The 25,074-nt window shown below is 62.1% G+C and carries 26 protein-coding genes; 17 read left to right on the forward strand and 9 right to left on the reverse strand.

All coding sequences use genetic code 11. The features are described from left to right. The first annotated feature begins 4 nt into the window (after nucleotides 1–4). The 10 genes from ACSSVQ_RS05995 (at nucleotide 5) to ACSSVQ_RS06040 (ending at nucleotide 9,705) form a co-directional block, all read left to right on the forward strand. Nucleotides 5–400, forward strand: a complete 396-nt coding sequence (locus ACSSVQ_RS05995) for an MAPEG family protein (protein ID WP_293328113.1) — start codon at nucleotides 5–7, stop codon at nucleotides 398–400. An 88-nt stretch (nucleotides 401–488) separates the two neighbouring features. Beyond that, entirely contained in the window at nucleotides 489–1,844 is a 1,356-nt protein-coding gene (locus ACSSVQ_RS06000) for a TldD/PmbA family protein (RefSeq protein WP_454181465.1), read from the forward strand. Next, nucleotides 1,831–2,646 (forward strand): 3'(2'),5'-bisphosphate nucleotidase CysQ, encoded by an 816-nt coding sequence (locus tag ACSSVQ_RS06005; protein WP_454181467.1) that lies wholly within the window; start codon nucleotides 1,831–1,833, stop codon nucleotides 2,644–2,646. The genes ACSSVQ_RS06000 and ACSSVQ_RS06005 overlap by 14 nt, the downstream gene beginning before the upstream one ends. Before the next feature lie 114 nt (nucleotides 2,647–2,760). Then, nucleotides 2,761–3,015 (forward strand): DUF4170 domain-containing protein, encoded by a 255-nt coding sequence (locus ACSSVQ_RS06010; protein ID WP_454181469.1) that lies wholly within the window; start codon nucleotides 2,761–2,763, stop codon nucleotides 3,013–3,015. Continuing rightward, nucleotides 3,012–3,569, forward strand: a complete 558-nt coding sequence (locus ACSSVQ_RS06015; protein WP_454181471.1) for a TspO/MBR family protein — start codon at nucleotides 3,012–3,014, stop codon at nucleotides 3,567–3,569. The genes ACSSVQ_RS06010 and ACSSVQ_RS06015 overlap by 4 nt, the downstream gene beginning before the upstream one ends. A gap of 155 nt (nucleotides 3,570–3,724) precedes the next feature. Continuing rightward, nucleotides 3,725–5,638: an ABC transporter ATP-binding protein gene (locus ACSSVQ_RS06020; RefSeq protein ID WP_454181473.1), complete on the forward strand. Its 1,914-nt coding sequence runs from the start codon at nucleotides 3,725–3,727 to the stop codon at nucleotides 5,636–5,638. A gap of 7 nt (nucleotides 5,639–5,645) precedes the next feature. Next, on the forward strand, nucleotides 5,646–6,392 hold the full coding sequence (locus tag ACSSVQ_RS06025; protein ID WP_454181475.1) for a lysophospholipid acyltransferase family protein: 747 nt from the start codon (nucleotides 5,646–5,648) through the stop codon (nucleotides 6,390–6,392). Continuing rightward, nucleotides 6,389–7,705, forward strand: a complete 1,317-nt coding sequence (locus tag ACSSVQ_RS06030) for a 3-deoxy-D-manno-octulosonic acid transferase (RefSeq protein ID WP_454181477.1) — start codon at nucleotides 6,389–6,391, stop codon at nucleotides 7,703–7,705. The genes ACSSVQ_RS06025 and ACSSVQ_RS06030 overlap by 4 nt, the downstream gene beginning before the upstream one ends. A 68-nt stretch (nucleotides 7,706–7,773) precedes the next feature. Further along, entirely contained in the window at nucleotides 7,774–8,769 is a 996-nt protein-coding gene (lpxK, locus tag ACSSVQ_RS06035; RefSeq protein WP_454181478.1) for a tetraacyldisaccharide 4'-kinase, read from the forward strand. A 36-nt stretch (nucleotides 8,770–8,805) separates the two neighbouring features. Continuing rightward, nucleotides 8,806–9,705 carry a lysophospholipid acyltransferase family protein gene (locus ACSSVQ_RS06040; protein ID WP_454181480.1) on the forward strand — a complete coding sequence of 300 codons (900 nt, stop codon included), beginning with the start codon at nucleotides 8,806–8,808 and terminating at the stop codon, nucleotides 9,703–9,705. Between the two features lie 43 nt (nucleotides 9,706–9,748). Here the strand turns inward: ACSSVQ_RS06040 and ACSSVQ_RS06045 are convergent, their stop codons facing one another. Genes ACSSVQ_RS06045 through xseA form a run of 3 tightly spaced genes read right to left on the reverse strand, consistent with a single transcriptional unit; the run spans nucleotide 9,749 to nucleotide 12,282 of the window. Next, nucleotides 9,749–10,573, reverse strand: coding sequence for a M23 family metallopeptidase (locus tag ACSSVQ_RS06045; RefSeq protein WP_454181482.1), 825 nt, complete (start codon nucleotides 10,571–10,573; stop codon nucleotides 9,749–9,751). Between the two features lie 5 nt (nucleotides 10,574–10,578). Then, the gene (locus ACSSVQ_RS06050; RefSeq protein WP_293328137.1) at nucleotides 10,579–10,791 is read right to left on the reverse strand and encodes a DUF2093 domain-containing protein; all 213 of its coding nucleotides are present in this window, start codon (nucleotides 10,789–10,791) and stop codon (nucleotides 10,579–10,581) included. A 45-nt stretch (nucleotides 10,792–10,836) separates the two neighbouring features. Further along, nucleotides 10,837–12,282, reverse strand: coding sequence for an exodeoxyribonuclease VII large subunit (gene xseA / locus ACSSVQ_RS06055; RefSeq protein WP_454181484.1), 1,446 nt, complete (start codon nucleotides 12,280–12,282; stop codon nucleotides 10,837–10,839). 169 nt (nucleotides 12,283–12,451) lie between these two features. Between xseA and purD the strand changes: the two genes are divergently transcribed. The 3 genes from purD to ACSSVQ_RS06070 all read left to right on the forward strand — a co-directional run bounded on the left by purD (nucleotide 12,452) and on the right by ACSSVQ_RS06070 (nucleotide 15,418). Next, complete coding sequence (gene purD, locus ACSSVQ_RS06060) at nucleotides 12,452–13,735, forward strand: phosphoribosylamine--glycine ligase (RefSeq protein WP_454181486.1); 1,284 nt, start codon at nucleotides 12,452–12,454, stop codon at nucleotides 13,733–13,735. Nucleotides 13,736–13,813: 78 nt separating this feature from the next. Next, nucleotides 13,814–14,905, forward strand: coding sequence for a phosphotransferase family protein (locus ACSSVQ_RS06065; RefSeq protein WP_454181488.1), 1,092 nt, complete (start codon nucleotides 13,814–13,816; stop codon nucleotides 14,903–14,905). Between the two features lie 54 nt (nucleotides 14,906–14,959). Then, nucleotides 14,960–15,418 carry a GNAT family N-acetyltransferase gene (locus ACSSVQ_RS06070; RefSeq protein ID WP_454181490.1) on the forward strand — a complete coding sequence of 153 codons (459 nt, stop codon included), beginning with the start codon at nucleotides 14,960–14,962 and terminating at the stop codon, nucleotides 15,416–15,418. Nucleotides 15,419–15,425: 7 nt separating this feature from the next. Here the strand turns inward: ACSSVQ_RS06070 and ACSSVQ_RS06075 are convergent, their stop codons facing one another. Both ACSSVQ_RS06075 and ACSSVQ_RS06080 read right to left on the reverse strand, forming a co-directional pair. Then, on the reverse strand, nucleotides 15,426–16,784 hold the full coding sequence (locus tag ACSSVQ_RS06075; protein ID WP_454181492.1) for a mechanosensitive ion channel family protein: 1,359 nt from the start codon (nucleotides 16,782–16,784) through the stop codon (nucleotides 15,426–15,428). 33 nt (nucleotides 16,785–16,817) lie between these two features. Continuing rightward, on the reverse strand, nucleotides 16,818–17,972 hold the full coding sequence (locus ACSSVQ_RS06080; RefSeq protein ID WP_454181494.1) for a 6-phosphofructokinase: 1,155 nt from the start codon (nucleotides 17,970–17,972) through the stop codon (nucleotides 16,818–16,820). 192 nt (nucleotides 17,973–18,164) lie between these two features. Between ACSSVQ_RS06080 and ACSSVQ_RS06085 the strand changes: the two genes are divergently transcribed. After that, nucleotides 18,165–18,548 (forward strand): hypothetical protein, encoded by a 384-nt coding sequence (locus tag ACSSVQ_RS06085; RefSeq protein WP_454181495.1) that lies wholly within the window; start codon nucleotides 18,165–18,167, stop codon nucleotides 18,546–18,548. Nucleotides 18,549–18,610: 62 nt separating this feature from the next. Here the strand turns inward: ACSSVQ_RS06085 and ACSSVQ_RS06090 are convergent, their stop codons facing one another. The 4 genes from ACSSVQ_RS06090 to ACSSVQ_RS06105 form a co-directional block, all read right to left on the reverse strand. Continuing rightward, nucleotides 18,611–19,345: a DUF2145 domain-containing protein gene (locus tag ACSSVQ_RS06090; protein ID WP_454181497.1), complete on the reverse strand. Its 735-nt coding sequence runs from the start codon at nucleotides 19,343–19,345 to the stop codon at nucleotides 18,611–18,613. Between the two features lie 93 nt (nucleotides 19,346–19,438). After that, entirely contained in the window at nucleotides 19,439–19,783 is a 345-nt protein-coding gene (locus tag ACSSVQ_RS06095; protein ID WP_293326454.1) for a hypothetical protein, read from the reverse strand. Between the two features lie 88 nt (nucleotides 19,784–19,871). Beyond that, on the reverse strand, nucleotides 19,872–20,453 hold the full coding sequence (locus tag ACSSVQ_RS06100; RefSeq protein WP_293326451.1) for a TetR/AcrR family transcriptional regulator: 582 nt from the start codon (nucleotides 20,451–20,453) through the stop codon (nucleotides 19,872–19,874). Between the two features lie 119 nt (nucleotides 20,454–20,572). After that, the gene (locus tag ACSSVQ_RS06105) at nucleotides 20,573–21,739 is read right to left on the reverse strand and encodes a DSD1 family PLP-dependent enzyme (protein WP_454181499.1); all 1,167 of its coding nucleotides are present in this window, start codon (nucleotides 21,737–21,739) and stop codon (nucleotides 20,573–20,575) included. Nucleotides 21,740–22,060: 321 nt separating this feature from the next. Here ACSSVQ_RS06105 and ACSSVQ_RS06110 point away from each other — a divergent pair, with 321 nt between their 5' ends. From ACSSVQ_RS06110 to groL, 3 genes are all read left to right on the forward strand, one after another. Then, nucleotides 22,061–22,645, forward strand: coding sequence for a TetR/AcrR family transcriptional regulator (locus tag ACSSVQ_RS06110; RefSeq protein ID WP_454181500.1), 585 nt, complete (start codon nucleotides 22,061–22,063; stop codon nucleotides 22,643–22,645). A 221-nt stretch (nucleotides 22,646–22,866) separates the two neighbouring features. Beyond that, nucleotides 22,867–23,178: a co-chaperone GroES gene (gene groES, locus ACSSVQ_RS06115; protein WP_454181501.1), complete on the forward strand. Its 312-nt coding sequence runs from the start codon at nucleotides 22,867–22,869 to the stop codon at nucleotides 23,176–23,178. Nucleotides 23,179–23,266: 88 nt separating this feature from the next. Beyond that, the gene (gene groL, locus ACSSVQ_RS06120; protein ID WP_293326441.1) at nucleotides 23,267–24,922 is read left to right on the forward strand and encodes a chaperonin GroEL; all 1,656 of its coding nucleotides are present in this window, start codon (nucleotides 23,267–23,269) and stop codon (nucleotides 24,920–24,922) included. The last annotated feature ends 152 nt before the right edge of the window (nucleotides 24,923–25,074 follow it).

A 25,074-nucleotide genomic window follows, 5' to 3' on the forward strand; every position in this document is an offset into this window, starting at 1 on the left:
GCTCATGCAATATTCGCTGGAAATCATCGGGGTTTATGTCGGCCTCAACCTGCTCATCAACCTGCTTCTCGCCTATCGGGTCTCATCGGGCCGTGTGCGCACCAAGGTGATGACCGGCACGGGCGAGGATCAGGGTCTCTATAATGCCAGCCGCGCTCATATCACCAATGTCGAGTACACGCCGATCGGTCTTGTTGGCCTCGTGGTTCTCCATTTGCTCGGCGCGTCCATCTATGTGCTCCATGTCGTGGGCGCACTGCTGACCGTCGGCCGTATCCTTCATGCCATCGGCGTGTCGCGCACCAGCGAAAGCTCGCCGCCCCGCCTTTTCGGTACGCTCTTCACCTGGATTTCGCAGCTCATCGCCGCCGCGGCCTGCCTCTACTACGCATTTCTCTGAGCGGGCTGCCATGTTGGACGGCAAGGAAGGACCTCTATAGAAAGAGGGAACTTCCTTGCCTCCCTTCGTTCAACGACAGTGTTCATCCATGGCAGATCAGACGACCCGGAAAACCACGCTCGATATCGCCGACACGCTTGTCGAACGCGCCCTGAAAGCAGGCGCCGACGCCGCCGAAGCGATTGTCGTGGAAGGCACCTCGCTTGGCGTATCCTGGCGGCTCGGCAATCTGGAAGATGTCGAACGCTCTGAGGGCAAGGATATCGGGCTTCGCGTTTTTTGCGGCAAGCGGCAGGCCGTTGTCTCCTCCACCGACCTCTCCGATCACGTCATCGGGCCTCTCGTCGAACGCGCCGTGGCGATGGCGAAGGTCGCACCGGAAGATCCCTGGTGCGGGCTGGCCGATCCGGATCGCCTGGCGCAGGACTGGCCGCCGCTCGATATTTCCGACAATGCATCTCACCCAAGCGCCGAGGAACTGGGCGAACGGGCGGCTGCGGCCGAAGAAGCGGCACTCGCCATCGAGGGCGTCACCAATTCCGGCGGCGCGGGCGCGAGCTGGGGCAAGAGCGGAATTGCGCTCGTGACCAGTGGCGGTTTTCGCGGCAGCTATTCCGGCACGTCGCATTCGGTGTCCGTTTCTGTCCTCGCCGGCGAAGGCACGGCGATGGAACGGGACTATGAATTTTCTTCCGCCCGCCATCTCTCCGATCTCGATGCGCCGGCCGAGGTCGGTACGGAAGCCGGTCGCCGCGCCGTGCGTCGCCTCAACCCGCGCAAGGTGAAGTCTCAATCCGTGCCGGTCGTCTATGCGCCGCGCGTCTCCAACAGCTTGCTCGGGCACTTCGCGGGCGCCATCAACGGCGCGGCCATCGCACGCGGCACGAGCTTCCTCAAGTCCCGCATGGGCGAAGAAGTGTTCGCGCCGGGGATTGCCATTCACGACGATCCGCATCGTGCGCGCGGCCTCAGGTCCAAACCCTTCGACGGCGAGGGCGTGGCCAACCGGGCCATGACGCTGATCGAGAACGGCGTCCTGCAAAGCTGGCTGCTCGACAGTTCGACCGCGCGGCAGCTCGGGCTCAATACCACCGGCCATGCGGCGCGGGGCACCAGCGGCCCTCCGTCTCCGTCGGCGAGCAATCTTTATATGGCGCCCGGCACACTGCCGCCCGAAGAGCTGATCGCAGACATCAAGCAAGGGCTCTACCTGACCGAACTCATCGGCATGGGCGTCAATGGCGTCACCGGCGATTACAGCCGAGGTGCATCGGGGTTCTGGATCGAAAACGGCGAGATCGCCTATCCGGTCAGCGAAATCACGGTTGCAGGCAACCTCAAGGAAATGTTCCGCCAGATCACACCCGCCAACGATCTGGAATTCCGCTATGGCAGCAACGCCCCGACACTCCGCGTGGAAAGCATGACCATTGCCGGCAGCTAATGGCCATGGCGACGCGATTGCCGATGATCTTGCCCTGCTCAGGCAGGCCGTCCGCGAGGGCGGCGCGCTTGCGCTGAGTTTCTACAAGGGGGATTTCCGGAGCTGGACCAAAGGCGCCAACGACCCTGTTACCGAAGCCGACCTGGAGGTGAACGACCTTCTGCGCGACCGGCTCCGGGGGGCGAGGCCCGATTATGGCTGGCTGTCGGAAGAGACCGAGGATGACAAATCCCGTCTGACCGCGTCGAAATTCTGGGTCGTCGACCCCATTGACGGCACGCGGGCCTTTGCCAAAGGCAAACCGCATTTCGCCATTTCGGTCGCCCTCGTCTCCGGCGGAGTTCCCCTGATCGGGATCGTATTCAACCCGGCCACCGACGAATTCTTCGAAGCCGCCCGAGGCCGGGGCGCATGGCTCAACGGCCAGCCCATCCACGTCGGTAGCCGCCGGAAGGTGGAAGGATGCCGGATGGTGGCCCATCCGCCCATGTTCGAACACAAGGCATGGCCCGAACGCTGGCCGCCGATGGATTTCTTAGAGCGGAACTCGGTCGCCTATCGGATCGCGCTCGTCGCCTGCGGAGCGGCCGATGCCGTCATTGCCTTGAGCGCGAAGAACGACTGGGACCTGGCCGCGGCCCACCTCATTCTGGAAGAAGCCGGCGGCCTTCTGACCGCGCATGACGGACACGAAATTCGCTATGACGGCGCCACGACACGCCAGCCCAGCCTTGTCGGAGCCAACCCCGTGCTGCACGCCGGGATCATGGCGCGAACTGCGATGCTTCGTCTGCCATCCTGACGAAATGGCGGCGGTTAGTATGCTTTGCGCCCGCGCATGCTATATTTTCCCCGGGGGGAGGTCGTAGGACCCACGTCACCTTTCGGGTGTCTTCGGATCGGAGTAAGCAACTCTATGACCAAGCAATTGCTGCACCTTGTATTCGGCGGCGAACTAGCTGATCTGCAGGGCTATGATTTCAAGGATACGAGCAAACTGGATATTATCGGCATCTTTCCCGACTACCAGTCGGCCTATAATGCCTGGAAATCGGCCGCGCAACGCACTGTCGACAATGCCCATATGAGATATTTCATCGTCCATCTGCATAAACTGCTGGACCCCGAAGACGATCCGGAGGGCAGGCATACAGGTGCGTCCGAAGGATGAACAACAGCTCCAGCCCAGGACACGAAAACGGCAACGCTACCGGCGACATGGACGTTGGGCGTTATGAGAGCCCGCGGACCGGAATCAGCGTGCTGATGCTGTTCGCGGCGCTTATCGTGGTATTTGCCGTTGCCGGCATCGGGGGCAGCATTACGGCCAGCAGCGTGAACGAGTGGTATCCCACGCTGGTCAAACCCGCCCTGACACCCCCGCCCTGGGTCTTCCCGGTCGTTTGGAACCTGCTCTATTTCACGATGGCGCTGGCCGCGTGGCTGGTCTGGCTGACGGTCGGTTCTTTTTCTGCCGCCGGCGCGCCGCTCTCGCTTTTCGGCAGCCAGCTCATGCTCAATCTGGGCTGGTCCGTCCTGTTTTTCGGTCTCAAGGCGCCCGGTATCGCGCTTGCCGAGATTCTGGCCCTGCTGATAATGATCGCCCTGACGGTCATTGCCTTCTTCAGGCAGAGCACCCTTGCAGGGATATTGATGCTGCCCTATTTGGCCTGGGTCGGCTTCGCGACCTATCTGAATGCCGGCATCTGGTTGCTCAACGGATAACCGACGAGGGACAACCGATCGGCGGGAAGTGCGCCCAAGGGCGGCAATCGGGACAAAAAATCCCGTTATTCCAACAATTTACACTCACCTGCCTGTATGGATTGGGTAACGACCGCATGGTATGGTCCGCCCGGATTACGCGAGCCTGAGGATCTATGGTCAGCAAGAGCGAACAACCCGGCGAAACCGCGGCGCAGGACGACACCCTTTCGCCCGCCATGCGCGACGCCGCCGAAAAGGCGCCCGACCCCGAGGCCGCGCGCGAACTCGCCCGGGACCTGAACACCTGGTCCGTCGCCCGGCGGATGCTGGGCAGCTATCTGAAGCCGCTCTGGAAACTTGCCGCCTTTGCTCTCGTGCTGAACGCGGTCGTGGGCGCGACGACAGGTGCCATTCCCTGGCTGCTCAAGACCGTGGTCGACGATGTCGTGAACAATCCCAATCCGCCCGCCTGGCAGATCTGGGGCGTTCCGCTGGCCGCCGCCGTGATCATGTGCATCAAGTCCATCGCTTCCTATGGCAGCACCGTCACCATGAGCACGATTGGCCAGCGGATCGTCGAGGGCATTCAGACGAAGATGTTCGAGCGTATTGTCCGCGCCGATCTCGCCTGGCTCTCCGCGACGCATTCGGGCCGCTTCGTCGCCAGCTTCATGGCCGATGTCGGGCGGCTTACCGGGACCATCACCACGTCGATGATCGATCAGGCGCGCAATCTCCTCTCTGTGATCGGACTGCTCGGCGCCGTCTTCATCATGAACTGGAAGCTCGCGCTGATTGCGACCTGCATCCTGCCGCTGGCAGCTCTCTTCCTTCGGCGTTTCGGCAAGAAAACCCGCAAGGCCGCTCGGCAAAGCCTTGAGGGTACGGGCGACCTCTCCACGCTCATCTCGGAAACCCTCAAGGGCATTCGCGTGGTCAAGGCTTATGGACGCGAGGATCATGAACTCGACCGCGCCAAGGTCATCATCAAACAACTTGTGACGCAGGCCCTGATCGCGATCCGGATGAGGGCTGCATCCGGCCCCACCACCGAAGCCCTTTCCGGCATCGGCATCGGTCTTGTCATCTATGTCAGCATCGTGCTGATCCAGGCGGGCAGTCTGACGCTCGGCGAAATGACCGGTTTCATCACCGCGCTCATGCTCGCCTATCAGCCGCTCAAGGCGCTCGCCAACACACAGACCACCATGCAGGAAGGCGTCGCCGCTGCGATCCGGCTCTTTCCGATCCTCGACACCGAACCGCAGGTCGTCACCGCACCCGGTGCCAAGCCGCTCGACGTGCCGCAAGGAATGGTGGAATTCGAGAATGTCAGCTTCGAATATGCAGACGGCACACCGGCTCTTCACGGCGTCTCCCTCGACGTGCCGAAGGGACATACCGTCGCCCTCGTCGGTCCTTCCGGCGCGGGCAAGAGCACCATCCTCAATCTCGTGCCCCGCTTCTACGACCCGACCGGGGGCCGCGTTCTGATCGATGGACAGGACCTCAAGGACGTGACCGTCGACAGCGTCCGCGCAATCAGCGCGCTGGTGACGCAGGAACCGTTCCTGTTCGACGATACCATCCGGGCGAATATCGCCTATGGCAGGGCCGATGCGACGGATGAGGAAATCAGGGAGGCCGCACGCAACGCAGCCGCCGACGAGTTCATCTCCCAACTTCCCAATGGCTATGATTCTCTCGTCGGCGAGGCCGGGCAGAAACTTTCGGGCGGACAGCGCCAACGCATCGCTATCGCACGGGCAATGCTGAAGGATGCGCCGATCCTGCTGCTCGACGAAGCGACCTCCGCGCTCGACACGGCATCGGAACTCAAAGTCCAGAATGCACTGTCGCGTCTGATGGTCGGTCGGACAACGCTCGTCATCGCGCATCGCCTCTCCACGATCAAACACGCGGACATGATCTATGTGATCGATGAGGGCCGCGTGCTCGAACACGGGACGCATAACGAACTCATCAAGAAGGGCGGCCTCTATGCAGAGCTGTCGCGCTCTCAGTTTATCGAAGAGCCGGTACAGGAAAGCCGGGAAGCGGAAGCTGCCGCGGTTGCCGGAGAGTGAGCGTTAGATGTCGCGGGTAAAGGATATTGTGAAAAGCGAAACATTCATGGACGGCGTCGCCTTTCTGGCTGCCCTGTTCATTCGTTTCGTGCGCCAGACGGGCCGTTTCGAAATACGCCGGTCCCATGTCGCAGCACAATTCTGGGCCGGCGACGAACCTTTCATCGTCGCCACATGGCACGGCCAGAATCTGCTCATTCCGACGCTATGGCACAATTGGCGCGAAGTGCGCGTGCTGGTCTCGCGTCATGGCGACGGGCAGATCATCGCCAAGATCATGGCCAATCTGGGCTTCGGCACCATTCGCGGATCGGGCGCCCCCAAGGGCGAACACCAGCGGCCGAAGCATCGTCAGAAAGGCGGCGCGAGCGCCTTGCGCGCGATGATACGCGCGCTCGGCGAAAATGTTTCGGTCGGCCTCACCGCCGACTTCCCCCCCGGCCCCGGACGGCGCGCGGGGGAAGGCATCGTCATGCTGGCCCGGCTTTCCGGACGCCCCATCGTCCCCGTCGCGGCAACGACGCGGTCGCGCGTTCAGCTCAATAACTGGGACAGGTTCACGATCAATCTGCCCTTCTCCCGCGGTGCGCTCGTGCTGGGCGATCCGATCTATGTCGCCCGCGACGCAGACGAGGAAGCGCTTGAGCAGGCCCGTCAGCATGTCGAGGAAGCTCTCAACGCGGTGACGGCCGAGGCGGACAGGATCGTCGGCCGGGCGCCTGCGCATAACGAGGCGGGAGCCGTGGTGCGTTGAGCGGAACGGATGCGAAGACAGTCCCTGCCCCTTCCCGCACGGGGCTTGCCGTTTACGCCCTTGTCACGCGCCTCTTGCGGCCCGTCGCCCCGCTGCTTCTCAGGGCTCGATTGAAACGCGGCAAGGAAGATGCAGCCCGGCTCGGCGAGCGCTACGGCATCGCCTCCAGGCCGAGGCCCGAGGGTAGTCTTGTCTGGTTTCATGCCGCAAGCATCGGGGAATCCCTTTCCATACTCACCTTGATCCGGCGGCTGATCGACGAGGTGCCGGGCGTCAATGTGCTGGTCACGACAGGAACGCTGACATCCGCCGAATTGCTGTCGCAAAGACTGCCCAAGGAAGCGTTCCATCAGTTCGTGCCGCTCGATCACCCGGCTTTCTGCGCGCGTTTTCTCGATCACTGGAAACCCGATCTGGCGGCCTGGGTCGAATCCGAGTTCTGGCCCAACCTGATTGCCGAAACGGACCGGCGGCGTATTCCGCTGGCGCTGATCAACGGACGCATCACCGAAAAATCCTTCCAGAGCTGGCAAAGGGCGCCCGGCATGATTGCCGATCTGGTCGGCCGGTTTTCCGTCGTTCTGGCGCAAAGCGCGGCGAGCGCGGATCGGCTGGAAGCGCTGGGTGCCGCGTATACCGAACTCCCCGGCAACCTCAAACATGACGCGCCGGCTCCATCGGCAGACCCGCATGCGCTCGGTGCCTTACAGCACGCCATCGGCAAACGCCCGGTCTGGGTGGCAACGAACACGCATGAAGGCGAGGAAGAGGCTGCGGCTCAGGCGCATCTTTCATTGGCGCAAACCCGTCCGGATCTCCTCACCATCATCTTATTGCGCCATCCCGCGCGCGGCCCACAGCTCGCCAAAGCGCTATCCGGCATGGGTCTTTCCGTCGTGACACGGTCTTCCGGCGATGTCCCCGCGGCGCATACGCAGATCTATCTCGTCGATACGCTTGGCGAGGTCGGGCTGTTCTACCGGCTCTCCAATCTTGTGTTTGTCGGCGGCACCTTCGCCGAGATGGGCGGACATAATCCATTCGAGCCGGCGCGTCTCGGCTGCGCCCTCATTGCCGGGCCGAGCGATTTCAATTTTCAGGAAGCTTATGCGGCGCTCGAAGAGGGCGGCGGCATGCTGCGCGTATTGGATACGAATGCCATGACGCAAACCATTGCGGCATTGCTCGACGACACCGAGAAGCGCATGATGATGGGCGAAGCGGCAAGACGCATAGCCAGCGAAGACAGCGGTGCGACCGAGCGTACACTCGCAGCTCTTTTGCGCCTGCTCGCGCCCAAACAGAAAACCTGACTGAAAGGCGACCTGGGATGCGTGCACCGCGCTTCTGGTATCCCGCCCGAAAAAGGGGCATGCCGTTCATGGCGCAGCTCCTGTCGCCCCTTGGTGCGTTTTACGGGCTGGCCGCCCGCATCCGAAACAAAACGGCACGGCCCGAGCATGTTCGCGTGCCGGTAATCTGCATCGGCAATGTCACGATGGGCGGCGCGGGCAAGACACCGATTGCGCTTGCCATTGCCGAACGCCTCATTGAGCAGGGCGAAAAAGTACATTTTCTTTCGCGCGGCTACCGGCGCACATCGCAAGGTACGGTGAGGGTCGATCCTGCCGCCCACACGGTGGCCGAAGTGGGCGACGAGCCGCTTCTTCTCGCACGCCTGGCGCCGACATGGGTTTCGGCCGACCGCGTGGCGGGCGCGAAGGCGGCCGCGGACGCAGGCGCGAGCGTCATCATCATGGATGACGGGTTCCAGAACCCGTATCTTGCGAAGGATTTTTCCGTTCTCGTCATCGATGCGGGCGTGGGCACCGGCAATGGCCATGTCTTTCCCGCCGGTCCCTTGCGCGAGGAAGCAGGCGATGCACTCAACCGCGCGCAGGCAGTAATCCTGACCGGGCGCGGTCACGCAGGCGATGGTCTCGCCGCGCGCGCAATGGCGCGTGGCACTCCCGTCTATCGATCCATCGCCAAACCGGTTCCGCAGGAGCCATCCTTTGCGGGTGCGCAGGTTCTCGCCTTTTCGGGGATTGGCCGCCCCGAAAAATTCTACGAGACACTGCGTGGGCTCGGCGCCGATATCGTGGCGACGCAGGATTTTCCCGATCATCACGCCTTTACCGACCGCGAGGCGTCCCGCCTGATGGTCAGGGCCCATGAATGCGATGCGCATCTTGTCACCACCGAAAAGGATGCCATCCGGCTCGCCCGCGCGCCGGCCGGCAGCGCCCGGGCAAAGCTCTCGAAAAGCCTGCGTACCGTCCCGATCCGTGCCGTCATCGCCGATATGGCGCAGCTAGAGACACTCATCGCAGAAGCCTTACGTCGCCACCGGCTCGCAAGGGGCGAAGCGGGCTGATATAAGCGGCCAGCAAAACAGATATCGCCCGCTCGAATGTCCCGCAGAAACAGTCTCGTTAACCATATCGAATTCGCCGGCTTGCGCCTTGCCCTCGGCTTCTTCCGTCTCTGGGGGCTCGACCGCGCATCGGCGCTTGGCGGGCGGCTCACCCGCTTCGTCGGGCCGAAGCTCGGTATCACCCGGCGCGCCAGGAAAAATCTCCACGCCGCAATGCCGGAGCTCAGCGCCGACGAGATCGAGCGGATCGTCGCGGATATGTGGGAAAATCTCGGTCGCACCATGGCCGAATATGCCTATCTGGAAGATTTCGTGTCTTCAGAGAGCGGGCGAATCCGATTCGAGAATGCCGATCAGGCCGTGCAGTTGGCGCAGCGCGGTTCCATGCTGCTCGTCTCCGGCCACTTCGCCAATTGGGAGTTGATGCCGATCGCCATGCGGCTTCGAGACATTCATGGCGGCGACATCTATCGTCATGCCAACAACCCGCTCGTGAACCAGTGGATGATCGAGTTGCGCGAACGGGCGACCGCTTCCGTGCAGATCCCCAAGGGGGGCGAAGGGGCGCGGATCCTGATGCGCCTCCTCAAGCAGGGCAAATGCATCGCCATGCTCGCCGACCAGAAGATGAATGACGGCGTCGAGGCGCGCTTTTTCGGGATGCAGGCCATGACGCCCGCCGCGCCCGCCGGCCTTGCCGTACGTTACGGTCTCCCCATCGTTCTCGCCGCGATCGAACGCGAGGACGGTGCTCATTTCACCCTGCGCTGTAGCGAGCCGATCATGGCGGACCCCTCCGCCGATCGCGTGGGCGAAATCATGCGGCTGACGCAATTGCTGAACGATCACCTGGAAGCGCAGATCCGTAGCCGGCCGCATGAATGGCTCTGGCTGCATAATCGGTGGCCCGAATGGGAAATCGCCCAAAGAAACTAAAGGTGGCGGAACTGACGTTTCGTGGAGCCGTTACTTCGACCCGCTACTTCGGCATGGGGCCGACCAAGGTTGCCGGATCGACATAGGTGCCCTGCCAGGTCATGCCCCAATGGACATGCGGTCCCGTCGCGCGGCCCGTCTGGCCGATCTCGCCGATCTTCTGCCCGCGCTTCACATGCTCGCCGGTCTTCACGTCGATTTTCGACATGTGCATGAAATAACCGATCAGGCCATGTCCATGATCGAGGAAGACGAGACCGCCCTCATAGAACATATCGGGCTGGGCAAGCGTCACGATGCCGTCCGCCGGGGCCACGATGGGCGTACCGGTGGGGGCCGCGACATCGACGCCGAAATGCGGCCGGCGCGGTTTGCCGTTGAAAATACGCTGACTGCCATAGACACCGCTGATAACGCCCTTGGCAGGCCATTCGAACTTCTCGGCAAAATACGCATCCGGCGTATCGGCGGGGCGGGCAGCGGCCTTGAGCTTGCGTTCTTTCGCGATGCGCTTCAGCACGTCCGGCGGCGGCGTCACATATTTCCGCGCCACGCCGTTGATGCGCTGTATCTCATAATCGCGTTTGGCAATGGCAAGGCTGCGCGTTTCGGTACGGCCATCCGCATGGGTCACTTTCAGGATGGCCTTGGAACCGGCGTCGCGCCCGAACCCCATCACGAAAAGCCCATCCGGCGACACCATGACGGATTTACCGTCGAGCGACACCTTCGCGCCCGGCTCGACATCGCCGACGATGACGGCACCCTGTTCCAGCGTGCCGCGCAAATCGACCCTTGCCCATGCAAGCGACGGCATCGCCGCAAAGGCGGCCACAGCCATCGCCAGCACCCAACGGCTTGCCCTCATGGATGTCAGTCTTTCTGCATTTCGCGGTGCCGCTGAAGCGAGGCTTCCGGCGTCGCATAGGCTTCCTGCAGATCGACGCTCCAGTAGCGGAGCTGATCGAGAGGAATATTCTTGCCCGTTACCGCGCAAACCACATAGGAGCCCTGCTTCACGACGGAGTATTCTCCATCGCCATACACAAGCTTGGCTTCACCGCCCATATTGTCGAACCTGTTCATGGCGCGCACCTTACAGCGGAGAGCCTGTTCGATCAAAGCCGCCGGTTACAGGAGTTTGCCCTGCTTCGGCGCGGGGCCGCTTTTGGGCCTGGCGGGGGTCGGCTTTGCGCGTTGCGTGCCGCCGCCTTCGGCGACCACGACACCCAGCCTGTCCTTGCCGGCAAACTCCACATTCAGCGCCTCGCCCGGCTTGCGGCCTTCGCTGCCGCGCACCAGCTTGCCGTTTTCGTCCAGCACTACGGCAAAGCCGCGTTCCAGTACCCCTTCATAGGAATAGGATTTGAGAAGCTTGGAACTCGCCTCGAGGCGCCGCGCCAGATCGGCCAGATGCCGGCGCTCCGCCCTTTCCGCCCGCGCGGCCACTTCCGAGACGCGTTCCCGGCGGTCGCGGATACGCTGGCGGATCGGCCGCAGGCTCACCCTGCCTTCCAGCCGCTGAAGCTGGGCGCGTTTTACCTCCGTTGCGCGGATCAGGCCGCGCGCCAGCCTGTCGGCGGCGCTGTCGAAACGCTGGCGCGGCAGAGCGATGAGTTCGGCAAGGCGCGGCAGGCCCCGGGCGAGGCCCCGCAGGTCGTTTTTCCGCTGCTCGATGAAGCGCGCCTCCGCCCGCGTCAGCCGGCGGCTACGGTCCATCACGGCGTCCACCAGCTCCGCGCGCACGGGCACGGCGATTTCGGCCGCCGCTGTCGGCGTCGGCGCCCGGCGGTCGGCCACGAAATCGATCAGCGTCGTATCGGTCTCATGGCCGACGGCTGAAATCAGCGGTATCTCGCTTTCCGCCGCCGCGCGCACGGCCACTTCCTCGTTGAACCCCCAGAGATCCTCGATCGAACCGCCGCCGCGCGCGACGATCAGCAGGTCGGGCCGTGGAACGGGGCCGTCCTTTTTCATGGCATTGAAGCCCCGGATGGCGGCGGCGACCTCCGCCGCACTGGTTTCGCCCTGTACGCGCACCGGCCAGACCAGAACATGGCGCGGGAAGCGGTCCTGCAGGCGATGGAGAATATCGCGGATAACGGCGCCGGTCGGGCTCGTCACCACGCCGATCACTTCGGGCAGATAAGGCAGGCGTTTCTTGCGCTCTTCGGCAAAGAGGCCTTCGGCAGCGAACTTCTTGCGCCGTTCCTCCAGCAGCGCCATCAGGGCGCCCGCGCCCGCCGGCTCCAGCGCCTCGATCACGATCTGGTATTTCGACGAGCCGGGATAGGTGGTCAGCTTGCCGGTGGCGATGACCTCCATCCCCTCTTCCGGCTTGAAGCGCAGCTTGGAAAACACCCCGCGCCAGATCACCGCGTCGATCCGGGCCTTCTCGTCCTTCAGGCTGAAATAACAGTGTCCCGAGGAATGCGGGCCCCGATAGCCGGAGACCTCGCCGCGCAGCCGCACATGGCCGAATTCGCCTTCCACCACCTTCTTCAAGGCGAAGGAAATCTCGCTTACGGAGAATTCATGCGCATTGCCGGAACGCTCTGACGGTGCGGGAGGAGCCATTGGCCGGGAGATCCTTTCTACCCCGGGCCTGGTTGCCCGCGGGGTCGGTTTGCCGGAATCGGGCCCCATGTTACAAGAAATCCGCATCCTGCCGACAGGGCGGCCGGAGCATGAATTTCGTGCCGCCGGCCATATCTTGTATGGGGCGGAACCAGGGAAAGACAGCCTGATGAATATCCTCGTGATCGGCTCCGGTGGCCGCGAACATGCGCTGTGCTGGGCGATTTCGAAAAGCCCTCTTTGCGACGCCCTTTATTGCGCGCCCGGCAATGGCGGCACCCGGGAGGTCGCAGAAAATGTCGACCTTTCCCCGCTCGATTTCGACGGCATTGTCGGTTTCTGCCGCAACAACGATATCGGTTTCGTGGTGGTGGGCCCGGAAGACCCGCTGGTGAACGGGCTTGTGGACCGGCTGGACGCGGAGGGCATCAAGGCCTTCGGCCCGAGCGCCGGCGCCGCGCAGCTCGAAGGCTCCAAAGGTTTCACCAAGGATATCTGCGCTGAATTCAACATTCCGACCGCCGCCTATGGACGCTTCTCCCAGGCCGAGCCCGCCAAGGCGTTCGTCCGGGAGCGCGGGGCGCCCATCGTCGTGAAAGCGGACGGGCTGGCCGCCGGCAAGGGCGTCATCATCGCCGAGACGGTGGACAAGGCAGAGGCCGCGATCGACGAGATCATGGCCGGGCGCTTCGGCAGCGCGGGCGCGGAAGTCGTGGTCGAGGAATTCCTGACGGGCGAGGAAGCGAGTTTCTTCGCCATTTGCGACGGCGAACTCGCCGTACCTCTTGTCGCCGCGCAGGACCACAAGCGCGTCTTCGATAATGATGAGGGCCCGAATACAGGTGGCATGGGGGCCTACAGCCCGGCGCCGGTGATGACGGCTGCCATGTGCGAACGCGTGATGGAAGACATCGTCAATCCGACGCTCGCCGCCATGCGCGCCAAGGGCTTTCCTTTCAAGGGCGTGCTTTTTGCCGGTCTCATGATCACGGCGGAGGGGCCGCAGCTCATCGAATACAATACGCGCTTCGGCGATCCGGAATGCCAGGTGCTGATGATGCGCCTCGACAGTGATCTTCTGTCCGCGCTTGTCGCTGCGGCAGACGGCAAGCTGGGCGGCGTGGCGCTCGACTGGAAGAACGAGACCGCGCTCACCGTGGTCATGGCGTCGAAGGGCTATCCCGGCTCCTATCCCAAAAACACCGAAATTCGCGGGCTCGACAAGGCGTCGGCGCTGGAGGGCGTGCAGGTTTTTCACGCAGGTACCACGCGCGACGGCGACAGGCTTCTGGCGACGGGCGGACGTGTGCTCAACGTAACGGCCACCGGCGCGAGCGTCGCCGAAGCGCAGGCGCGCGCCTATGAAGCCGTGCGCCTCATCGACTGGCTGGAAGGGTTTTGCCGCAACGACATCGGCTGGCGCGCCATCGAGCGCGAAAAGGGCTCGGTCTAAACGACCGGCCATGCAGGGACAGCACCTCAAAATGATTTTCGTACCGAAGAACAAGAACGCATTGAAGGGGAGGAGCGCATGAGCGAGAGCGCAGAAAGCCGTCAGGACATGTTTTCCGGCACCAAGGAAGTGGCCGAAACGCACAAGTTCGATCAAACGAAGCTCGAACAATATATGCAGGCGCATGTAGAGGGCTTCGAGGGACCGCTGGAGGTCCGGCAGTTCAAGGGCGGGCAATCGAACCCGACCTATCAGCTCGTCACGCCCGGCAAGAAATATGTGATGCGCCGCAAGCCTCCGGGGAAGCTGCTCCCTTCCGCGCATGCGGTGGACCGCGAATACAAGGTCATCACGGCGCTGCATTCCATCGGTTTCCCCGCGCCGAAGACCTATTGTCTCTGTGAGGATGAAAATATCGTCGGCACCATGTTCTACATTATGGACATGGTGGAAGGCCGCGTTCTCTGGGATCCGATGCTGCCCGGCTTCGATCCGCAGACGCGCCGGAAAATGTACGAATCGCTTGCCCATACCATGGCGGATCTGCACATGGTCGATTACGAGAAAATCGGCCTTGGCGATTTCGGCAAGCCCGGCAACTATTTCGCCCGCCAGATTTCACGCTGGTCGAAACAATATGTCGCCTCGGAAACCGAAACCATTCCGGAAATGAACAAGCTGATGGAATGGCTGCCGGAACATGTGCCGGACGACAGCTCGACCAGCATCGTGCATGGCGACTACCGCATGGACAACACCGTGATGCACCCGACGGAGCCACGTGTGGTCGCCGTGCTCGACTGGGAGCTTTCCACTCTCGGCCATCCGCTGGCGGATTTCACCTACTCCATGCTGCAATGGGTCATGCCGCAAATCGGCGACGGCGCAGGCGTCGCCACCATCGCCACCGCAGACCTCGCATCTCTCGGCATTCCGACGCTTGAAGAATATGTGCAGCTCTATTGCGAGCGGACGAACCGTCCGGGTATCGACAATCTGGACTACTATTTCGCGTTTAACTTCTTCAAGCTCGCCGGCATTCTTCAAGGCATCGTCGGGCGCGTGCGGGACGGCACCGCGTCCAGCGCTCATGCCGAAGAACAGGCTGCCCGCGTTAAACCTCTCGCACAAACGGCGTGGAAGTTCGCTCAGCGGGCTGGCGCCATGTGACTCTGCATGAAATAGTAGCGCCACCGAATAACAAGAAACGAGTTAGTACATCTTATGAGTAACGCAGAGTGGGTTCGCCGGGGATTCGAAATCAGTCTGGAGAAAGATCGTCTTGATCGCGAAGCGATCACGAAGATGCTGAAAGCCACCTATTGGGCTCATGACGTCCCGGAGACGGTTCTCTGGAACAGCATCATGAATTCTCGCGCCTATGGGCTTTTTTCTCCGGAAGGCGAACAGGCCGGTATCGGCCGCATGGTGACGGATCTCTCCCGCTTTGCATGGATGAGCGACGTCTATGTCCTTCCCGTTCACCGGGGGCAGGGTCTTGGGGAATGGCTCATCCACACCATGCTTAACGACCCGGCCGTCGCGGGCGTGCGGCGCGTCATGTTGAGCACTCATGATGCGCAGGATCTCTACAAGCGCTTCGGGTTCGAAGAAATTGCGGATGGAAGCGAGGAAGCCCGCCAGATGATGCAGCTGCTGCGCGCGCCCGACGAAGGAAACTGAAGCCCGGTCAGCCGGTCTCCTTTGTGCCGTTCAGGCCTTCCGCCGACACGATGTGAATATCGCGCTGCGGGAACGGAATTTCGATTCCGTTCTCGTGGAAGCGGTCCCACACTTCCAGCAATACATCGCTTCGCACGTTGACGGTGCCCTGTTCCGGGTCGTCCACCCAGAAGCGCAGTTCCAGATCGACGGAGCTGTCGCCGAAACCGACCATCCGCGAGACCGGCGCCGGCAAGCGCAATACGCGCGGGCAGGCAAGCGCGGCTTCCTCGATCAGCTTCATCGCGAGCCGCACATCCGCGTGATAGGAAACGCCGATGGGAATATGCATGCGGACATTGCGGTCCGAGTAGGACCAGTTCACCACCTGCTGCGTGATGAGGTCTTCGTTCGGAATCAGATATTCCTTACCGTCGCGCGTGACCACCGCCGCGTAGCGCGCGCCCAGCTTGCGGATCCAGCCGTAAGCGTCGCCAACCTCGATCACGTCGCCCGGCTTGATGGAGCGGTCGAGCAGCAGAATGATCCCGCTGATCAGGTTGGAAACGACCTTCTGCAGACCGAAGCCGATACCCACACCCACCGCGCCTGAAAAGACGGCGAGTGCGGTGAAGTCGATCCCCACACTGGTGAGCGCCACCAGCACGGCGATGGTGATGAGCGCGATACGCAGGATCTTGCCGACCAGCACCTGGGCGGCTGGCGTAATCCCTTCCACATGGGCCAGCTGGGATTCGAGCAGCTTCGACAGCAGATTGGCCGCCCAGAGCAACACGACGAACAGGGCCGCGCCGGTCAGCAGCATCAGGACGGAGATACGCAAGCTCCCCGCGCGGATGGCGGCGGCGTCCAGCGCATGCATGACCGGTTGCAGCCAGCCCAGAATGGCGAGCGCCGCGATCACCCAGACAATGGTCGAAAAGAGCGCGGACACGACCGCGCTGCCGATAAAGGCGCCCACAAAGCGGATCACCACCCAGGCGACCAGCAAGCTCGTCGCCAGATACAACAGGTCCGATGTCGTACCGGCCGCGGTAAGGGCCGCCGCCGCAACCCAGAGCATGATGAGCGCGCTCAGCGCAGCGATCAGCGGGATCTGGTGTTCCAGTGTGCGGACGACCCAGCGGGGAAACGAGGAGCCCCCGATCAAGCTGCGCAGTCTTGGCGAAACCCGTTTCCCGATCTGGAGAGCTGCGACAGCGACAGCAAAGATGATCGCGAGTTCCACCAGCGCATGCCAGTTGAACAGGCTTGTCTCTATGCGAGTCCAGAGCGTCTCCAGTACATGTCCCGCGCTGCTCGCGAAATCCTGCACATTGTCGGAAAGAACGACTGCTTCTTCACCCTCTTCCATGGCACTACTCAAGCATTCCGCCGGTGGAAAGTCGAGCAACCTCCCTCAATAGAGGAACATCGGCATGCCGGTCACCTTGGCGATGCGCGGACGATAGGCTTGCGTGTCGTAAAGCGCGTCCACATCGACCCGGCGCTGGCCCTTGATGCAGGTATCTCCCGGAACGGTGGTGTAATTGCCGTCCCGTATCGCCATCATCAACCCGTGCTTTCCCTCGTCCAGAAGCTGGACGGCCATGGTGCCGTAGCTCTTCGCAACCATCAGGTCCAGCGCGTCGGGGGCGCCGGCCCGCATCATATAGCCCAGCGACTGGCTGACGATTCCGACACCGGTGATGCGTTTGATTTCCTCGCCGAGGAGTTCACCGACACCACCCAGCTTGCGATGGCCATAAGCGTCGGCCTCGCCGCGTTCCACGATTTCACCGCCCTGCATCTGCGCCCCTTCGGAGACGACCACCATGGAATAATGGGAGGGATTGTCGGTGCGGTCCTTCAGCAACTGCTCGGACAGCCGGTTCACATCGAAGGGAACTTCGGCGATCAACGCACGGTCCACATCGGCGAGATAACCGGCAATGAGTGCCGTCTCGCCGGAATTGCGGCCGAAGAGTTCGATCACCGCGATACGCTCATGGCTGCCCGTCGAGGTACGAAGTGAATTGATATGCTCCACCGACCGGGACACAGCGGTGGAAAAGCCGATGCAGTAGTCGGTGCCGAAGACGTCGTTATCCATCGTCTTTGGCACAGACATCACCTTCATGCCTTCCTGATGAAGCCGTGCGCCATAGGAAAGAGTGTCGTCGCCGCCGATCGGCACCAGCGCATCGATTTCCAGCGCCTCCATCACGCGCAGCACATGCGGCGTGCAGTCGTATAGCCCCTTGTCGTTCTTTTCGAATTTCCCTTTCAGGAAGTCAGGCAGGTCTTCTTCCTTCACCTTGCCGGGGTTGGTGCGCGAAGAATGCAGTACCGTGCCGCCGGTGCGGTCGATGGTACGCACCGCGTTCGGATCGAGCCGCATCAGGTGTTTTTCGCTGCCTTCCGGATCGTCGGGGTTCCATTCCAGCGGTCCGGCCCAGCCGCGCCGGAAGCCGACCACTTCCCAGCCGAGTTCGCTGGCGCGCCTCGTCACCGCCTTGATGCAAGGGTTGAGACCCGGCACATCGCCACCGCCTGTGAGAATTCCGATCCGCATAACTGGCTCCCCTTTGAGACACGACAGGATAGCTTCGCCTTCACCTTAGCAAAGCACGACCCCGATCTCTTCCATGAGCGCGAATAAAAATCTGACAATCGCTGTCACAGGGCAAAGTGCCGTTGTGAAAGGCAATCGAAAGACGGCAACACTTCGTATTGGTATATTTTTTGTTGCTCAACGGGAGGCGAAATGGAGGGGTTAAATAAGCTTGAGAACGCGGTCCTGACAAAACTTCTCGCCGGAGGGCACCCTATCCTGGCGACGTTGCGTTTGCAGGCCGAAGCAGCCCATTTGGTTACTCGCGAGTACTCCGGCAACGGCTTTTTTTGTACTTTTGCGGTGCCATCAGGTCAGCCCCCGGTAGCCTCAAATTCAACTTTCCGCATAGGAGATGTTGATGCGAAAGTTAAAGGGCTGAAGCATGGAGTCGGATTCGTTCTTTTTATTAAGAATGGATACCTCGATATGCTAGAGGGCTATTCTTATGAAGAACCTTGGCCAGCGAAACTCGATGAGTTCGCGCTAAACTACCAGCATGAACCGCGGATCGTAGACTCGCTGTTGGGCAAGTAGCGATAGTACTGCAAAAAGGCCCGAGCCGACGGCCCGGGCCCAGATTGCTGCATATCCTTTCATCAGAGGCTTTCGGCCCCCGGTTCGGTGACACCACCTTCCGAGACTTCGAGAATGGCTTCTGCCATTTCGTATTTCGTCAGGAAGCGGGCGATAGACCCGAAGGTCGAGGTCCGCAAGGGCCCGCCATGGTGATCGGCCGTCGCAAATCCCGGTACGAAGATCGACCCGGCGACCCGCAGAAGACCCGACAGCCGAACCGTCTGCGGCTCGTAGTACTCCCGCAAGCGTTGCGAGATTTCGACTCGACTGCCTGTGTCGTAGATTGCGGCGACGAGCACATCCATCACGAAGTTCGTGCAGTTCTGATATCGCCACTCATAGGGGTTCGCGACGACGGAATAGGCCGGCACATGCAGTTTCCGGTAGGTCGGAGACTTCAGCACACGCAGGATTTCCATCTGCAGCTCGGCGTTCGGAATGATGATCCCGGCCTTGAGGTCGACGACGGCACCGAAAAACTCCGCGGGGAAGTCCTGCACCAGTTCGCTGCGCGCGGAGTCTTCCTCTGTCTGATAGAGATTGTAGACGGCATAGCCGTTCACCTTGCCGCCGTCCGGCGCCGTCACCTCGGAATAGACCCAAATGCCGACATGCGTGTAGTCGCCAGTGCCTTCGGGCATGTCGTCGGGGTCGCGGCCCATGCGCGACACCAGCGCCACCACGGCGCCCCGTTCCGCCAAGATGCGTTCCACTTTCTTGGCAAAGGGGACCACGCGTTCGGGAGCTTCGATCATGCTCGCTCCCGAACTCATTTGCGCCTGGGCGGGGACTGTTGCCAGACCGCAGAACAAAAGTCCGCAGGCGAAAAGAATGCGCTTCATCATGGTTCAACGCTCCCCTTCTTCGTGCCGCGCCTTCAGGGCCCTGTCGGGCGACGGGCCGGTCACTATGGTCTTGTCCGTGACCGTGAGGGGCTGACGGGTCTTCGTCCGCTCGTAAAGCGTCATCGACCCGCCTATGGCGAGAGGTCCGGCCACTGCAATACCGGTGCCCGCGACGCTCAGAACCGGCAGGGCAACGCCGATGGCGGAAATCGCGGCGCCCTTCGCCACGGAGTCACCCATCGCCTGGGAGAGGGCGTGCGAGCCCTGGGCGCTCGAACCGGCATCTGCGAAGGCGGCTCCCGGGAAGGAGATTGCGGCCAGCGCCGCCATCAGAAACTTTCTCATCATCGTCATTCTCCATTTTGATGTGAACACTCACTCACTACAAAACCGGCAAGTGACGGCACTCCGCCGTCGCCGGATGACTGGTTTCAGGTCAGGTTGAAAGGACCCTTCGGATCGCGCCGATCACTTCGGGCAGACGCGGCGTAAGCGGGCCGCTGAGTTCTCCATAGGCCACGCCTTCGGCCGGATGCTCGATGATTCCGAGCAGGATCTGGACACCGAGATCCGGATCGAAATCGCGCAATTCGCCGCTCCGCGTCGCCGTCTCCAGCAGGTCACGCAGCACCGAAAAGGGTGTCGGCGTGCCTTTCGGCACTTTCGACTGCTCACCGGTCTGGAATGTCATGATGTACATCCACAGCGTGGGGTCCGCGTCGAACAGGCGGTAGAACTGTGCCGTCGCCATCTCGACCTTGTCGACCAGCGTCCCCTCCCGGCCGTCCAGCTGAGCCAGGAAATTGGAGAAAGGCACAAAGCCGTCGAGAAACATCTCGTTGGCCAGCGCGTCCTTACTCTCGAAATGGCGGTAGATGGTGCCTTCCGCAATCCCGGCGCGGTCGGCAATCTCACGCGTGGTCGTCGCCGATATGCCCTGGGCGACAAAAAGCCCGAGGGCGGCCTCGACGATCCGCTTCTTGGTTCCGGAACCACGTATGTTTTCGCGAGTGATCATTCACTCACATTAGTGACCCTTTTTACGGACGTCAACCCCTGCTCCCCTGCTCTCGTTCATGGGATTCATTTATAGGGCCTGTTTGCCGGGCCCGATCAGGGGCCCGGCCCCAGTCTCGCTCAGGCGCTTTTGCCGCGCGCCTCGATTGGCCAGATATCGACCAGCGCATCGCCCTTCACGACGAAATAGGCGTCGTAGAGGTTCACGGTCGGGTCGCAATGCGGGGTGACGGCGGTGAGCGTTGCACCCAGCGGCAGGGTCGCGCCGTCGGGCAGCAGGATGCCGCCCTGCTCGTCGCCGAAGAAGAAGTAACCCGCCCCTTCCGGCGCCCCGGCATGAAGCACGGGCGGTTCGGCGTCGGTGGAGAAGGCCTTGAAGCCTGCATCCGTCGTGGCGAGGTTCTTCGTGTTGTTGGACACCACACTCATCTGCACGAAGAGCGACGTGTCGAAGGGCATGGGCACGCCGCCTTCTATCGGCACGTCGTTATACTGCTTGTCCATGAAGATGTAGGAGCCGCCCTGAAGCTCGGTCAGCACCTTCGCTTCGGGGTCGATATTGTAGCTGCCCGTGCCGCCGCCGCTCACGATATCGCAGGGCAGGCCCGCCGCCTTCAGCCGGTCGCGCATCTCGCCCAGCACTTTCATGCAGGCCAGCGACTTCTCGCGGCGCTCCTCGAAATTCTCGATATGCATGAGGTGACCGGCATAGGCCTGAAGCCCCATCAGTTCCAGAGAATCGGCGGCGTCCACCAGCTCGGCCAGTTCGAAGGCATCGTCGCCCGGCGCGATGCCGGTGCGGTGCAGGCCGACATCGAGATCGACGATGCATTTGAGCGCCTTGCCCTGGCCGGCGCGCAACGCTTCCTGCGCGGCGGCAGCCAGTGCCCGCACGTTTTCCGCATTGTCCACGGCGACGATCAGCTCCGGCATGCGAGCATTGAGATCGACCAGCCGCTCGATGCCCTGCCCCGTCACCACGGGCGAGGTGAGCAGGATGCTCTCGATCGCCCCGTCGCCCGCCTCGAAAAGCGCTTCGGCCTCGCCGAGCTTGGCGCAGCAGATGCCGACCGCACCCGCCTCGATCTGCCGCCTGGCGATGGAGGCACATTTATGCGTCTTGGCATGGGGACGAATGGAAAGCCCGTTCTTTGCGCAATGCGCGGCCATGGTGGCCACGTTCTTGTCCAGAGCGTCCAGATCGAGGACCAGCGCCGGCGTCGGGATCGTCTGTCGCGATCCCTGTTTGCCGATCATCTCGCGGGCGGTTTGCAGGGCTTTCGACATGTTTACAGGCTCCCCAGATTGGCTGGCCGGCGCGGCGACCTTCACGATGGCGCGCCATCCTAAACACGCAGCGGGCAACGGCAAGGGCGCGGCGCCGCAATGCCGGAATACATGCAATTTATTATGGTTTTTCCACGGAAAGGCGCATATCGACGCAGTGCCATGACAGGGCATTCACAGTGGTGTATGCGATAGACTGACTTATTGTTGTTTGCGTACGCACTCTCCGGGGGGACTGGGTGTCAGAGAGCGGCGCAGGAGAGAGTTCGGGGGAGCAACCCGTTGGCCGTAAAACAGCGTATGGCGGCCCCGAAAGGGGACATGCCCAAACAGGCATCGAGCGACAAGCGCGAGACGATTATCGATGCCGCGTTCGATCTGTTTCGCCATTACGGCTATCGCCGCACCTCGATGGAGGATATCGCCCGCGCCGCCGGCGTCGCCAAGGGGACGCTTTACCTCTATTTCGCCAGCAAGGAAGAGCTTTTCGAGGCCATCGCCCGGATGCTGGCCGCGCGCATGCTGGAAGCGATCCAGGAAGCCATCGCCTGCGACCAGCCCCTTGAAGAGCAGTTTCTGGGCGTGATGGACGCCAAGCTCGGCGCTGTCTGGCGCTGGATCTATTCAAGCCCCCATGCCGCGGAACTGCTGGATCCGCAGCACCAGCTCCCCGACGACGTTTTCGAGGAAGTGGACGCCACCTTCCGTTCCATCATCGCGAAACTCATTCAGAAGGGCGTGGATAGCGGCGAACTCGACCTGAAAGCGGCCGGGTTCACCGTAGAGTCGGCAGCGGCCACCCTGACTACGGCCGCCTATGGAGCGGAAAAGGCGGCGGATGAAGCGGAATTCCGCAAGACGCTTGCCAATATCGTCCGCATAACGCTCCGGGGCCTCCGGGCCTGACCGCTCATCGCGCCCGCTCATGCGCTGAAACGGCCGGCCTTCCGACCCGAAAAACCTGAGTCCCTGCAGCGGTTTATCGCCACTCCCCGCTTGACACTCCGCCACCCCCCTCCTATCTCTCGCGAGAGCTATTGGCACTCACTTTCCACGAGTGCTAACAGCTTCCAAAAAATCCAGGGTTTCCCGCCAAAATGGCGGTTCCGAAACAGGAGACGCAAGAGATGAAATTCCGTCCTTTGCATGACCGAGTTGTCGTGCGCCGGGTCGAGGAAGAGGCCAAGACTGCCGGTGGCATCATCATCCCCGAGACCGCTCAGGAAAAGCCCTCCCAGGGCGAGATCGTCGCGGTGGGCCAGGGCGCCCGCGGTGAAGACGGCAAGATCGTGCCGCTCGACGTCAAGGTCGGCGACCGTGTGATTTTCGGCAAATGGTCCGGCACGGAAGTGAAGATCGACGGCCAGGACCTCCTCATCATGAAAGAGGCCGACGTCATGGGTGTGCTCGAAGGCAAATCCAAGAAGGCTGCTGAATAAGGCTCGCAAGTCCGATGTGACGGCTGCGGGCCTTTTTGCTGCCGCGCGCCGACAGGATCCATGAGCCCAGAACAAGGAACATAGGAATATGGCCAAAGAAGTAAAATTCGGGCGCAATGCCCGTGAGAAGATGCTGCGTGGCGTCGACATTCTCGCGGACGCCGTGAAGGTGACGCTCGGCCCGAAGGGTCGTAACGTCGTGATCGAAAAGTCTTTCGGTGCACCGCGCACCACGAAGGACGGCGTGTCCGTCGCCAAGGAAATCGAACTGGAAGATCGGTTCGAGAACATGGGCGCGCAGATGGTCAAGGAAGTCGCTTCCAAGACCAACGACACCGCCGGTGACGGCACCACCACCGCGACCGTGCTTGCCCAGTCGATCATTCGCGAAGGCGCGAAGTCGGTTGCCGCCGGCATGAACCCGATGGATGTGAAGCGCGGCATCGAGCAGGCCGTGAAGGCTGCCGTCCAGGACATCATCAAGCGTTCCAAGAAGGTGAAGTCCAACGAGGAGATCTCCCAGGTCGGCACCATTTCCGCCAATGGCGAGCGCGAAATCGGCGAGATGATCGCCAAGGCGATGGAAAAGGTCGGCAATGAAGGCGTGATCACGGTCGAGGAAGCCAAGTCTCTCGAGACCGAGCTCGACGTCGTGGAAGGCATGCAGTTCGACCGCGGCTACCTGTCGCCCTATTTCATCACCAATGGCGACAAGATGGTGGCGGAGCTCGACGAGCCCTTCATCCTTCTCCATGAGAAGAAGCTCACCAGCCTGCAGCCGATGCTGCCGATCCTCGAATCGGTCGTGCAGAACGGCCGTCCGCTCCTCATCATTGCCGAGGACATCGAGGGCGAAGCCCTGGCGACGCTGGTTGTCAACAAGCTGCGCGGCGGCCTGAAGGTCGCGGCCGTGAAAGCCCCGGGCTTCGGCGATCGTCGCAAGGCGATGCTGGAAGACATTGCGGTGCTGACGGGCGGTCAGGTGATCTCCGAAGATCTCGGCATCAAGCTCGAAAACGTGACGATGGACATGCTCGGCTCGGCCAAGCGCGTCTCCATCACGAAGGACGACACCACGGTCGTCGACGGTCTTGGCAAGAAGAAGGACATCGAGGCGCGCGTCGCCCAGATCCGTCGCCAGATCGAAGACACCACCTCCGACTACGACCGCGAAAAGCTGCAGGAGCGTCTTGCGAAGCTCGCGGGCGGCGTGGCCGTGATCAAGGTCGGTGGCGCCACGGAAGTGGAAGTGAAAGAGCGCAAGGACCGTGTGGACGACGCGCTCAACGCGACCCGTGCCGCGGTGGAAGAAGGTATCGTCCCCGGTGGCGGCACCGCCCTTCTGATGGCTGCCAAGGCCGTCGCGAAGCTGACCGACGAGAACCGCGACATTCAGGCGGGCATCAACATCGTGAAGCGTGCGCTTGAAGCCCCGATCCGCCAGATCGCCGAAAACGCCGGCGTGGAAGGCTCGATCGTGGTGCAGAAGGTGCTGGAATCGAAGCAGGCCAATTACGGCTTCGACGCCCAGAACGAGGCCTATATCGACCTCGTCGCGGCCGGCATCATCGACCCGACCAAGGTCGTGCGTACCGCGCTTCAGGACGCCTCCTCCGTGGCAGCCCTGCTGATCACGACGGAAGCCATGATCGCCGAGAAGCCGAAGCCGGAAGGCGCCGGCGGCGGCGGCATGCCCGATATGGGTGGCATGGGCGGCATGGGCGGTATGGGCGGCATGATGTAATCATGCGCTCGTCCGGCTTACGCCGACGAATGCGAAGGGCCGGTGGCAACACCGGCCCTTTTCTTTTGAGACATCGTTGCCTCCGGAACCTGACGCAGCGACATCCAACCTCTGCCGCGGACCCTGTGACAGCAGCCTGCCGAGTCACTAGA

The organism is Parvibaculum sp. MBR-TMA-1.3b-4.2, assembly GCF_053628815.1.